Below are 14,562 nucleotides of genomic sequence, written 5' to 3'. Positions count from 1 at the left end.
ATATAACACTTCAATAAATGATGTAATTTCATAAACAGAACGGCTCACACTCAAGTGAGCCGTTTTTTATTTCGGGTTGGAGGTATTCAAATTATATATTACCTCTCCATAGATTCAAGGATACTCATAATAAATACGGAATATCTTTTCAAAGAAATTTTATTCAAAATCTGCTACCGATACATATTGTGTTTTAGCGGGATAATCATCTGAATCAGGATGACATTATTAAAAATTTCTAGCGATTTCGAGAAATTTCAACGTAATTCACTCTCAATCTCGATCGGGTTGGTTTTGTTCAAACATCTTTGTATCATAAAGGGTTAATTCTATCATAATCAGGATAGATTGGAGTAGTGATTATGCAAAAACCAACAATTCCGGAAAATGATGTTGCGCGGATAGAAATCCTCAAACATTACGGCGTGCTCGATACACTTCCCGAAAAATCGTTCGACGATTTAACAGAACTAGCTGCTGAAATCTGTGAATCCCCTATTGCACTTATCTCACTCATAGACGAAAACCGCCAGTGGTTTAAATCAAAGATTGGTATGACGGTTGAAGAAACCTCCCGCGATATTTCTTTCTGTGGACATGCGATTCATCATACCGATTTATTCATTGTTCCCGATGCAGTAAATGATGACCGTTTTGCCGATAATCCTTTGGTGACAGGTGATCCTAAAATTCGTTTCTATGCGGGCGCACCGCTCATTTCATCCGATGGTTATGCTCTTGGAACGCTTTGTGTAATCGATCGTGTCCCCCGCCAGATGAAAGAAGCACACCAGCGCGCGTTACGCGTTTTGAGCAAACATGTGATGACACAGCTTGAGCTCAGGCGAAAAAATATTGAATTGAGAAATATCCATACAGAACGTGACGAAATAAAAGAGCGCGTCCGCACATTAGAAGAAACCGATCGTTCCCGTCTTGCACTTATCAGAGTTCTTGAAGACCGCAGGCGTGCTGATGCGGCGCAGCGGGAAAGTGAAATACGTTATCGTTCAATCTTTGAAAACGTCCGCGACGCGATCTATACAATATCTCCCGATGGGAAATTATCATCGATCAATCCTGCATTTGAAACTCTTACAGGGTGGACAGTTGAAGAATGGATTGATAAACCGTTCGCAAATCTCGTTCATCAGGAAGATTTACCGAAAGCAATCGAAATTTTTCAGAAAGTGATGTCGGGGAAGAAAGTAGAACCGTATGAACTGCGAATCAAAATTAAATCGGGTGAGTATAAAATTGGAAAATTTACACCATCTCCTCTAATCATTGATGGTAAAATTGTCGCGGTTCTGGGAATAGCTCGAGACATCACAGAGCAGAAGCGAGAGGAAGAGAGTATTCGTCAAGGTGAGCAACAGTTAAAGTTGTATATAGATAACGCTGGTGACGCGATTTACGTGATTGATAAGGCTACAGGTCAAATCCTTAAATGTAACACACGCGCGTGCCATGATCTTGGTTACAGTATGGATGAACTTCTGAAACTTTCCACAATAGATATCGAAGCAATCCTTCCATATGGTGAGGTCACAGAGATTCACCGAAAGCTAAAGCCCGGAGAAGTGCAGACGATTATCGGGACTCATAGGCGGAAGGATGGAACGATATTTCCGGTCGAAATTCGTCTCAGTTCCTTGGCTCCTGCTCAACCAGAACTCATGATAGCAATGGTGCGAAACATCACTGAGCGCAAGAGTGCTGAAGAAGAAATAATTAAGCATTCAAAAGAGTTAAGAGCACTTCTAAAATCCAGCCAGAGTATTGCCGGCACATTAAACCTTGAAACTATATTGCAGACATCAACCGACAGTATAATTGAGTTGATGGAGTTAAAAAGCGCCGCGATCTATCTCCTGAAGGGAGAAATGTTGCATCTCGGAGCAACTTCACCTGAACTCCCTCCCGGATTTCCTGTAGAATTCCGGGGTGCTATGCTTGTAGATCACCCCCACATACAAAAAGCTATTACAACCAGTCAACCTGTTATTATACAAGACTCAACAATTACCGATCTAACTCCTGCAGAAAGAGCAATCTGCGAACAACGTAATTTACGTTCAATACTTTATCTGCCGTTAGTAGCCAAAACCAATGTGATTGGTGTACTCATTGTAGCATCGATTGAAAAACCAAAATTGTTTAAGCAGTCAGAGATTGAAAGTTGTCTCACCCTGGCAAATCTGACAGCGTTAGCCGTAGAAAATTCCCGACTGTATGAAAATTCACAAAATGAAATTAAAGAACGTATCCATGCTGAAAATGAGTTACTCAAAAGCGAAATCAAATTCCGAAACGTATTTGAAAAATCAGTTGACGCAATTGGAGTTTCGAAACTGGGTATACATGAATTTGTCAATTCAGCATACCTCACACTTTTTGGATATGGGGATAGTAAGGAATTGGCTCGAAAACCAATTATAGATCTTATTGCTCCAAGCGAACGCAAGAAAATTCTGGATTTGGTTCAACTCCGGTCGAAAGGTGAACTTGTCCCCTCCACTTATGAAACGCGAGGTCTCAGAAAAGATGGATCTGAATTCGATATGGATGTTCATGTGTCAAGTTATGACCTTAATGAAGAGACCTACACTCTTGTCATATTACGCAACATCACGGAGCGCAAGCACTTTGAGAACGCATTACAGAGAAGCGAGGAGCGGTATCGTCTGATATTTAAAAATAGTCCATTACCAATGTGGGTATACGATTTTGATACTCTTCAATTCCTAATGGTGAATCAAGCTGCCCAGATGCACTACGGTTACTCAGAAGCTGAATTTTTGTCAATGACACTACGCGATATCCGACCGCCGGAGGACATAGTGGAATTTGAAAATCTGCTTCGGCACATTACTCCCGGTCTCACACACTCTGGTGAGTGGCGACATCGAAAAAAGAGTGGCATGGTGATTCAGGTTTCGATTCACTCTCATGAGATTATTTTCAATGGCAGGAAGGCACGGTTAGTACTCGCAGAAGACATCACCGAGCGCAAACAGGTAGAAGAGGCACTGCGAATATCCGAGGAGAAATTTACTAAAGTATTTAGATCTAGCCCGGATATCATCGTGTTGACTTCCTTAGCTGATGGTCGGCTCGTCGATGTAAACGATAGATTGCAGGATGCAACCGGCTATAAACCCGAGGAGATAATAGGAAAGAGAACAGACGAATTGCAATTCTGGGCAAATCCCGACGAACGCAAACGCTACACCGACCTTCTCCAGAAAAATGGCAGAGTACGAGATTTGGAAGTGGGTTTCCGTATCAAGTCTGGCGAAATCCGGGATACTTTGCTCTCAGGCGAGATAATTGAACTTCATGATGGACAATATATTCTCGGTGTTATCCGCGATATAACTGAACGCAAGCAGGCGGAAATAGCAGTAAATGAATCAGAAGCTAATTTGAGTTCATTAATTAACAACAGAAATGAATCAATCTGGTCTATAGATAAAAATTATAACTATATCAAATTCAATAATTTCTTTGCTGAAGCTTATTTTATTAGATTCAACATTAAAATACAGAAAGGGATGAACTCACTCGATATTTTAACACCTGAATTACGGGCATACTGGAAAGAACATTATGACTCTGCCCTCTCCGGTGAACAAGACATATTTGAGTTCTCTGCTCATTTACATAATGAGCTTCATTATTATCAAGTATTTCTTAATCCAATTATTTTAAATGAAAAAATCACAGGTGTATCGGCGCTGAGCATAGACATCACCGAACGCCGACGGGCAGAAAAGAGTCTACGAGAGAACGAGGCGCTTCTGCGCACAATCGCAGAGAACTACCCGAATTCCTATCTCTCCATCATCGAAAAGGACCTGACTGTTGGATTTACCTCAGGGCAGGAATTCAAGAAACTGAATCTGGATCCGGAGCAATTCGTTGGCATGACCCTCGATCAGGTATACGGTGACCAAACCCCAGTGGTTCTAGAACACTATTTGAAAACATTTGCGGGAGAGGAGCGGTTGTTCGAGCTCTTTATCAATAACCAAAACCAACTTTATCGCACTGTACCTTTGTACGCACAAGATGGCACAATTCCACGAATTCTCAGCGTTGTTGAAAACATCACCGAACGGAAACAAGCAGTAGAAGAGAAATTATCCTTATCAAATATGCTTCAGACAAGTCTTAATGAATTATATATATTTGATTCGAAAACGCTAAAATTTAAGTTTGTTAATTTAGGTGCTCTTAAGAATCTTGGTTATACTTCTGAAGAAATTATTCATCTAACGCCGCTGGATCTAAAACCGGAATTTAACGAATCATCTTTCCGGACCAAGATTTCTCCTTTGGCAAGAAAAGAAATACCAAAGCTAATATTCGAAACAAAACATAAAAGAAAAAATGGGAGCGTTTATGATGTAGAAGTGCACCTGCACTTAACTCAATACATGTTAAAAGAGGCATACGTTGCTTTTATTCTTGACATTACGGATCGTAAGCGGGCGGAAGAAGCGCTACGAGAGAGCGAAAATAAATATCGCAAATTGTACGAGAGCATGACAGACGCGTTTGTGGAGGTGGACATGCAGGGACGGATAAAGGAGTTCAACAAATCCTATATTGAGATGCTTGGATATACGGATGAAGAAATCAGAAATTTGACATATATCGAGCTAACACCCCAAAAATGGCATGAGTTCGAGACAAAGATAATCGAGGAAGAGATTATGCCAAGAGGATATTCCGGAGTTTACGAAAAAGAGTATCGCAGAAAAGACAACACTATACTTCCTGTGGAACTCAGAACATTCTTGATGAGAGATGAAGTCGGCAATCCTTCCTCCATGTGGGCGATAGTACGCGATATTTCAGAGCGCAAACGCACAATGGAAGAAATCAATCGACGCGCGAATGAGTTGGCCGCTCTCAATTCTTTGAGCCAACGTGTTAATCAATCCCTCATCCTTGATGATGTCATCAACTATGTTGTTGAAGAAACGTTCAAAGCGACACAGTCGGATATCGTTTTCTTATTCTTTAGGGAGAATGAAAAATTAATTTTGCATCGCATAGAACCTAAAAATTATAAAGACCAGTTTAAAGATTTTCCAGAACATCGCGTGGGTGAATGTATTTGTGGGTTGGCGGTTAGCCAGAGAAAATCTATTTATTCCAGTGATATTTTCACTGATGAGCGGTGTACTTGGGAAGAGTGCAAGAAAGCTGGTTTGAGATCGTTCGCAGCTCTGCCTTTACAAAATGGCAAGGAAATTTTCGGTGTAATTGGCTTGGCAGCAAGAAAAGAGAGAGATTTCGGAAGTCAAGCAGGTTTCTTAGAAACCTTAGCAGGTCAAGTATCTTCCGGATTTTTAAATGCAAGAATGTACCAAGCAATCGAGATACAAAGAGATGAATTATCAAACTCTCGTGAACAAATGCGCCAACTGGCAATCAGACTGCAATCGATTCGTGAAGAGGAAAGCACTCGCATTGCCCGCGAAATCCATGATGAATTGGGACAAACTCTGACCGCAATGAAAATTGATATCAAATGGTTAGAGAAACAAATCCCGATGGAACAAAAACCCTCACATAATAAAATCGAATCCATATTGAATCTTCTTGATTCCACAATTCAGACCGTCAGGAAAATATCGACCGAATTAAGGCCAGGAGTTCTCGAACTTGGATTGCTGCCGGCGATCAGATGGCAAATTAAAGAGTTCCAAACCAGAACCGGAACTCAATGCAATTTCTCTGAGAATGTAGCAGATATTTCGTTTAGCGAAGAACAATCGATCAACCTCTTTAGAATGTTCCAAGAGATTCTAACCAATATAATACGGCATGCAAATGCTACATCTGTCTCGATCAATCTGAGCAGAGACGAAAAGAATTTCATTATGATCGTACAGGATAACGGAAAAGGCATCACCAAGGAAGAAGTGCATAATACTAAATCGTTAGGTATATTAGGAATGCATGAACGTGCAACAATTATAAGAGGCGATTTGGATATACATAACATCCAAGGAGAAGGTACAAAAATAGTTGTGAAAGTACCGATAAATAAAGAAATGAATTAAAGGATAAAATATTTCATGAGAAACATTCTTATTATCGATGACCATGCTGTTGTGAGGGAAGGAATAAAAGATATACTTAAGGAAGAAATTCTAAATCCGACATTTGGGGAAGCCGGAAATTCAGGAGAGGCACTCGATCTTATCCGGCAAAAAGAATGGGATGTTGTAATACTTGATATCTCGCTTCCCGGCCGAAGCGGCTTAGATTTATTACAAGAGATCAAACAAATCAATCCAAAACTTCCGGTCCTTGTTTACAGTATGCATGCTGAAGATGAATTTGCCATCCGCGCAATCCGCTCAGGTGCATCATGCTTTCTCTCAAAGTCCGACGTTCCCGAACAGCTAGTCAAAGCGATACATCAACTAATTTCGGGTAGAAAATATATCACTGAGAAGTTAGCAGAAAGATTAGCTTCCGAATTGGATGACTGGACCGAAAAACCTTCCCACGAACGATTATCGAACCGTGAATACCAGATAATGATAATGCTTGCGTCAGGAAAACCTACAGGAAGCATAGCAAACGAATTATCATTAAGTGCAAAAACAATCAGCACTTACAGAGCGCGTATCCTTGAAAAGATGAAAATGAAATCTAACGCAGATATCATACACTATGTTATAGAGCATAAACTAACTTGAGTACGAAGTCAGGTCGGAAGACCTGACTTCACATCCAGGTAGTAGGGTGGTGCCAGGACTTTCGTCCTGACACAAACTTCGACCTTCCTAGAATACATTAGCTTAAAACGAACAATCTACCCCAATTCATTTTTTGTAGGATAAATCCTACAATCAGATCATCCTTTCCTTACAGATAAACAATACTTCACCCTATTTTTCCCAAAAGAAACCTGTTGTACGTTATAAATAGAAAATGAATAGGTAAAATTTTCTAGAGAGAAATGAGCCATGAAAGTATTTATTGTCGATGATTCCCATATAGTTCGCGCAAGGTTGATGATTGCTTTCAGTGAAATTCAGGGAATTGAGATTGTAGGGCAAGCGCAGAATGTAGTAGAAGCAAGACAATTAATTCCGCAAACGACGCCTGATGTTGTTATTCTCGATATTAAATTGCCTGATGGCAGTGGTATAGATGTGCTATCGAAAATTAAAAAAGACCACCCGCACATTGTAGTTATCATGCTAACCAATTATCCGTATCCTCAATTTAAAGAAGAATCTATCAAGGCTGGCGCGGATTATTTTTTTGATAAATCTACTGAGGTTGAAAAATTAGTTGATGTTCTTTCATTTTTAAATTAAGCAATAATCTCAGTGGATCAACCGATTTCATAATGCTAATAATGTACATAAATCAATTTAAAATGGAAATTTTTATTTAGCAATAGTTACGAATGGATAAAGATTAGATTTTCGGAGAGGAATTATAATTATGAATAAGCAAATAATAAACATATTACTAGTTGAAGATAATCCGGCAGAGGCAGAGTTGCTGCAGGAATGTTTAAGAGAAGGTGAACATGAAACGTATAATATTACTCACACAGATCGCTGGAGTGACGCACATAAATTAACCAACCGGCATAATTTTGATATTATTTTACTCGATCTTTCACTTCCCGATACGGAAGGTATAGAGACTGTCAAACTTGCTATCAATGCTGCTCCATACCGGCCAATTATTGCACTAACCGAAATCAATGACAACGGAATTTCAGTCCAAGCATTACAAGCAGGTGCCGAAGATTATTTAGTCAAGGGTAAAACAGATTGTTACATGATTACTCGGTCAATCCGATATGCCATCGAGCGAAAACGAGTAGAAACACTGCTGAGAATCAGTGAAGAAAGATACAGGACATTTTTTGAAAACACTGAAGATGTATTTTATCGAACAGATATGCGGGGTATAATTAAGTTCATCAGCCCTTCAGTAAAAAATTACGGTTATACAGTTGAAGAAGTAATTGAAAAAGATGTGCGATTATTTTATGAAAATCCGGATTACCGCGAAATTCTGGTAGAAACACTGATGAAAGAAAAATCGGTTCACGACCTAGAGCTTGTGTTAAAGCGAAAAGATAACTCGCAAGTTCACGTTTCTGTTAGTGCAGTCTTGATACCGAATACTGAAGGTAAGCCATTATTTATAGACGGGATATTACGGGATATCACCGATCGAAAAAAATCGGATAAAGCTTTGCGTGAGAGCGAAAAACTCCTGGCTGAAAGTCAAAGAATCGCTCGCCTTGGAAGCTGGAGTTTCACTGTCGCAAATGGAACTCTTCGCTGGTCGGATACAATGTATGATATATATGGAGTGGATCGAGAAAAATTTCATCTTTCAATCGAATCATTCATCTATTTGATTCACGCCGAAGACAGAGTTTTGATGCATCAATGGATCGATCGAACGATGAGAGGGGAAAAAACCGGAGAACTAGACTTTCGAATAATTCTCCCGAACGGTAATATTCGATATCTAAGGGGAAACGGCGCAGCGATATTTGACGCAAACGGCAATCCGCTTCAAGTGACCGGAACCGCACAAGATATTACTGAACGTAAACGAAATGAAGAAGCTTTACATGACAGAGAGCGCCAGCTTGCAATATCAATGAGCAATTTACCGGGTTTGGCTTATCGCTGTAAGAATGATCAGAACTGGACCATGGAATTCGTTAGTGAAGGCAGCATCAAGTTGACAGGGTATTATCCTGAGGATCTTATCAACAATAATAAAATATCGTATGGGGATCTAATTCACTCTGAAGATCGTCAGATGGTATGGCAGAAAGTACAAGATGCAGTAGAAAAGAAGGACTCTTATCAAATTATTTATCGAATCATCACTGCTCAGGGCAATGAGAAGTGGGTTTGGGAACAAGGTCGTGGTGTATTCATGGAGGATGGGGATCTATCTTTTTTAGAAGGTTTCGTATCCGATATTACAGAACAAAAGCGGGCGGAACAAGAATTAACACTCAGGGCAAACCTGTTGGATGCGGCGAACGACTCGATAATCCTACATGATTTCGATGGTAATCTAATCTATGTAAATGAAGCAGCTTGTAAGCTTCGCGGTTATACACGTGACGAAATAATGAAAATGAACTTGCAAGATTTAATGACTGAAAAGTATCGTAAGATCTTTCCACCACGATTAAGAGAATTACGAGAAAAAGGGAGCATCCGTGTTGAATCTGCCCACTATCGTAACGATAAAACCGTAATACATAATGAGGTGAGTGCACGGACTATCGAATTGGATGGCAAACAAGTGGTTATGAGCATCGGGCGTGATACCACTGCCCAGAAAAAAACCGAAGAAGAATTAAAAATTTCCGAACAGCAATACCGTGACCTCTTCTTTAATAATCCTCAACCGATGTGGGTATACGATCGAGTATCTCTGTCTTTTGTTGCTGTCAATGAAGCAGCTATAAGACATTATGGTTATTCTCAAGAAGAATTTTTATCCATGACGCTCAAAGACATCCGCCCTGCGAAGGATGTACCTAAACTGTTGCAAAATGTCGCATCAATTGATACACCATTTCAAACGAGCGATAGCTGGCAGCATAAGAAAAAAGACGGCACAATCATCGATGTAGAAATAACATCACATAGCATTGAATGGAATGGACGGCCAGCAAGGATAGTAATTGCAGACGATGTTACTCAGCGTAAACAGGCAGAAGAATCATTAAGGATTAGCGAAGAAAGTTACAGAACTGTTTTTGAAAACTCTGTGCTTGGTCTATACCGGACATTACCCGACGGCAGAATACTTATGGTAAATCCTGCACTTTCCAAGATGCTTGGATTTAGTTCAGGTGAAGAAATGCAGCAGCACAATTTAGAGAAGAATGGTTTCCACCCTGAATATAGCCGTTCAACATTTAAGGAACGAATGGAAAAAGAAGGATTGGTGATTGGGCTTGAATCTATATGGATAAAAAAAGATGAAACTCAAATTTATGTACGCGAAAGTGCCAAAGCAGTGAGAGATCCTTCCGGCAACATTCTTTTCTACGAAGGAACAGTTGAAGATATAACAGATCGTATAAAAGCGGAAAGCGAACTGAACAAACTTAAACAAGCAATCGAACAAAGTCCTGCTTCTGTTATTATTACGGATTTAGAAGGAAAGATACAATATGTTAATACCAAATTTACACAGCTCACAGGTTATACATCCGCTGAAGTGATCGGTAAGAATCCAAGGATATTAAAGTCCGATGAAAAACCGTCTGAAGATTATAAACAATTATGGGATACAATCACCTCAGGCAAAGAATGGAAGGGAGAATTCCACAACCGAAAAAAGAACGGTGAGTTTTATTGGGAATCCGCATCAATCTCTCCGATAAAGGACTCAACCGGTCAAATAACACATTATCTCGCTGTGAAAGAAGATATCACGGAGAAGAAATTGCTCGAACTGCAACTCTTACGGGCACAGCGAATAGAAAGTGTCGGTACTTTAGCCGGCGGGGTTGCGCACGATCTGAATAATGTCTTGGCTCCCATCTTGCTTTCCATCGATTTCCTTAAAAAATCAATTCCTGATGAAAGAAGTCTAAGAATGCTTGAGGCAATAGAAACCAGTGCACAGCGTGGTAGTGCAATCGTCAAGCAGATCCTTGGTTTTGCACGAGGAGTTCAGGGTGAGAGTGTACTCATTCAGTTTAGACATATTATCAGCGAAATAAGCAGCATCATCAAGGGAACTTTTCCAAAATCTATAACAATAAAAGAGGAAGTTCCAAAAAACATCTGGACTATTATTGGTGACCCGACAAATCTGCATCAGGTACTTTTGAATTTGTGCGTTAATGCACGAGATGCAATGCCAAATGGCGGATCTATATTCATCAAAGCTGAAAATAAATTCATCGACGAACAATACACCCGTATGAGCATCAATGCAAAACCGGGCCGCTATGTATTGTTAAGCGTTGAAGATAATGGAAGCGGAATGCCACCTGCCGTTTTAGAACGTATTTTTGAACCATTTTTTACTACCAAGGAAATTGGTAAGGGCACAGGACTCGGACTTTCAACTGTCCACGCCATAGTTAAAAGTCACGGTGGTTTTGTAAATGTGTATAGCGAGGTTGGTAAAGGAACAACATTCAGAATCTACTTACCAGCCGCAAAAGAGACCAGTGAAACCAAACCGAAATCAAACGATGTTAAAGAAATGTTCCTTGGCAATGGAGAGTTAATCCTGGTGGTAGATGATGAAAGTTCAATTCAGCAAATCACTAAACATACTCTTGAGGCAAATGGTTATCACATAATTACAGGATCGGATGGTACGGAAGCTATCGCGCTTTTCGCTTCAAGAAAAGAGGAAATCGCGTTGGTGTTGACCGATATGGTAATGCCGATTATGGATGGACCGAGTACAATTAAAGTCCTTAGGAAGATAAAACCCGATGTAAAGATTATTGCTTCAAGCGGATTTAATCCCGATGGTACACAAGCGACGAGTATTGAGTTGGGTCTTGATGCTTTCCTAACAAAGCCCTACAATGCACAGAAACTTTTAGAGGTAATACATTCTGTTTTACACAAAGATTAGAATACAGAATCGCATCACCAATCGACCGCTTTAACCCCACTAAGTCGGTGTGATATTAGAAAAGTAGGCGGTTATAATTAAAAAGCCCCAAACTTGATATCAAGCCGGGGCTTTTTCTTTTGCGAACCTTCCGAAGATTGTTCCATCTAATCCACAAGAATCTCGGAAGGTTTGCCGTATTACGCTTTCATTTCCTTCAAAGAACTTCGTAAAATATTCACTCCCTCATCAATCTGATTTTTCTGGATTGTGAGCGGCGGACGGAAACGCATTGCTAAAGAGCCGCTTCCCAGGATCACCAAACCTTTATCCGATGCTTTCTTCCTTAATTCATTACGTTGAGCGGTTGAAGGAAGATCGAATGCAGAAAAGAGTCCTTTACCTCGAACATTACCAACAAGTTTGGGAAATTCAGTTTGCAATTCATTTAATCGACCGATTAAATGCTCTCCAACTACACGTGCGTTATCAACAAGTTTATCTTCTTCGATAATTTCGAGATATTTCTGTGAACGAACCATATCGGTTAAACTGCCGCCCCATGTAGAATTCAACCGGCTTGGAACTTTGAAAACATTATCTTTCACTTCATCAATCCGTTTGCTCGACATAAATCCGCATACTTGCGTCTTCTTTCCGAAAGAAATCATGTCCGGTTTAATAAAATGCTGGTGCGCCCACATTTTACCCGAAAGTCCGATTCCGGTTTGCACTTCATCGAGTATCAACATGATTTCATTTTCATCTGCAATTTGGCGAAGTGCTTCGAAGAATTCTTTCCTGAAATGATTATCTCCGCCTTCTCCCTGTATCGGTTCAATGATGATCGAAGCAATATCATTTTTATATTGATTGATCGCATCTTTAATTTGGTTGATAGAATTTTGTTCCGCTTGCTGAACCGCTTTCAGGTTTTCATCATTCAGCGGAAATTTTGCCACCGGATTATCTATGCGGGGCCACTGGAATTTCGGGTAGTAATCGATCTTAGTTGGATCGGTGTTCGTTAAAGACATTGTGTAGCCGGTTCTTCCATGGAACGCTTGACGGAAGTGGATCACTTTCATCTTCGATTCATCCTGCAATCCTTTGTAAATTCCTTTTGCAAGATTTTTACGCATCTTCCAATCGAATGCTGATTTGAGTGCATTCTCTACACCAAGAGCACCACCTTCTACAAAGAAAACATACGGCAAATAATCGGGCATAGCAACACGCGAAAAAGTTTCAACAAATTCCGCCATCTCAACGCAATAGACATCGGAGTTGGTTGGTTTGTTGATTGAAACATACGCCATTTTTTCTTTGAATTCCGGCGTCATCATTTTCGGATGATTCAAACCGACCGGCATCGAGGCAACGAACGTAAAGAAATCGAGCAAGCGGCGGTTCGATCTGGAATCCCAGATGTAAACACCTTCGCTTTTTTTGAGATCGATAATAAAATCAAGAACATCAACAAGCATATGCTTGCCGATTACGGATTCCACGTCCTTAGGTTGAATATTTAATTTCATAAAACACCTTGTCAGAGTTATAAGTTATTAGTTATGAGTTATAAGTATCATAAAACGATTTCTTAGAATCGTGTTATGATTTAAATGGAGAAAAAAAAACTCGACTTAGAAGAATTCCTGGTGTTCGTAGAAGGAAATAATGTAGGGTCTTCCGAAAATATGCGGATTCTGAACATTAAACCAAACTTTTTCTATTTGACGGAAGAATTTCATAGTGAAATATAAGAATATTTTTTGAAAGCTCAAATCTTCACTATGGTACAAACCACATCACTCTCCTGTTGCGCTGGAGTTTTATCGAGCATTCTTAGATTATATTTGAAATAAAAGCAGCACTCCATAATAGAGAGCGCTGCTTGGCCCAACCAACATCTATATTTTATTACGATCTACTTTAGAAGTATCATTTTCTTCACTTGCATAAATGATTTGCCCGGGTCCGTTATAGACGTTGCCTCAAGTTTATAGAAATATATTCCCGAGCTTACGCTACTTGCATTCCACTCGACAGATTTATAACCTGATTGTTCTATACCTTCTTTGAGAATAGCGATAACTTGTCCGAGAAGATCATAAATCTTTAGACTGATTTTACTATCACTTGGTAATTCATACTTGATACAAGTTGAAGGATTAAACGGATTTGGATATGCTTGACCAAGAGCATATTCATTTGGTATCCCAACCTCATTTATGACACTTCCATCCGGTGGGGGTGGAGGTAGTTCGTTGGTTGGCACAACCTTGATTGCATTTTTTGTGAGCATTTCTGGTGTATTACTCGTTGAAAGAATCAATGTCCCGGGATTACTTACTTTGATCCACATGCCTTTGTTTGGTAAGAGTGTGTCATAATGATGGTATCCGCCTCCGGAATCATAACCAAAGAATTGACTGGTTATCATACCAGGTGGATCGCTGATAATTGAAGACGTTGGTAATGGGACAGAGATAGTACCTATCATGTTCCAGCCCTCATCAACCGGTATCGCAATTGTTGTTAGATCGTATCCACTGATCGGTATCTCCTGCGATGGTGGAAATTTTAACCAGTACCCTTCCCCATTTTTAAGTATTGATTTTATCGTATAACCCCCTTTGAACCAAAACGGTTTCGAGATTGCCGATGGGAATAGAACGTTGGGTGTAAAATCCTCAACAACACGCGCAACAGAGACCATATTCCATCTTCCGCTTGGATACATGGTATCTGTTGATGCAGTTGGTACATACTGTGCATTACCACCACTAGCGTAGCCGCCACCTTGAGCACCTCCTGTGGTGTAGCTTGTACCGCACCCTTGTGCATTTGTATTAATAGATATTATTAATTGTAATGCAATCAGAACAAAAACATACAAACTAAATTTTTCTACTCGTGATTTACAATTATTTTTCATATCTA

Annotated in this window: 6 protein-coding genes; 4 read left to right on the top strand and 2 right to left on the bottom strand. The window is 39.9% G+C overall.

Going from position 1 to position 14,562, the window contains the following annotated elements:
• Window positions 1-362: 362 nt before the first annotated feature.
• The 4 genes from HZB59_11100 to HZB59_11085 all read left to right on the top strand — a co-directional run bounded on the left by HZB59_11100 (window position 363) and on the right by HZB59_11085 (window position 11,640).
• Window positions 363-6,080, top strand: a complete 5,718-nt coding sequence (locus HZB59_11100) for a PAS domain S-box protein (GenBank protein ID MBI5021971.1) — start codon at window positions 363-365, stop codon at window positions 6,078-6,080.
• 15 nt (window positions 6,081-6,095) lie between these two features.
• Complete coding sequence (locus HZB59_11095; GenBank protein ID MBI5021970.1) at window positions 6,096-6,725, top strand: response regulator transcription factor; 630 nt, start codon at window positions 6,096-6,098, stop codon at window positions 6,723-6,725.
• Between the two features lie 270 nt (window positions 6,726-6,995).
• Window positions 6,996-7,352: a response regulator transcription factor gene (locus tag HZB59_11090; GenBank protein MBI5021969.1), complete on the top strand. Its 357-nt coding sequence runs from the start codon at window positions 6,996-6,998 to the stop codon at window positions 7,350-7,352.
• Between the two features lie 130 nt (window positions 7,353-7,482).
• Entirely contained in the window at window positions 7,483-11,640 is a 4,158-nt protein-coding gene (locus tag HZB59_11085; GenBank protein MBI5021968.1) for a PAS domain S-box protein, read from the top strand.
• Window positions 11,641-11,819: 179 nt separating this feature from the next.
• On the opposite strand, the gene HZB59_11080 is transcribed toward HZB59_11085, so the two are convergent.
• The gene (locus HZB59_11080) at window positions 11,820-13,157 is read right to left on the bottom strand and encodes an L-lysine 6-transaminase (protein MBI5021967.1); all 1,338 of its coding nucleotides are present in this window, start codon (window positions 13,155-13,157) and stop codon (window positions 11,820-11,822) included.
• A 389-nt stretch (window positions 13,158-13,546) separates the two neighbouring features.
• The gene (locus tag HZB59_11075) at window positions 13,547-14,557 is read right to left on the bottom strand and encodes a T9SS type A sorting domain-containing protein (GenBank protein MBI5021966.1); all 1,011 of its coding nucleotides are present in this window, start codon (window positions 14,555-14,557) and stop codon (window positions 13,547-13,549) included.
• Window positions 14,558-14,562 lie beyond the last annotated feature (5 nt).

It is taken from the genome of Ignavibacteriales bacterium (genome assembly GCA_016214905.1).
Taxonomy (GTDB): Bacteria; Bacteroidota; Ignavibacteria; order UBA10030; family SZUA-254; genus PNNN01.
The sequence above is the reverse complement of the archived record's forward strand: the minus strand, read 5'-3'. Positions and strand labels throughout refer to the sequence as shown.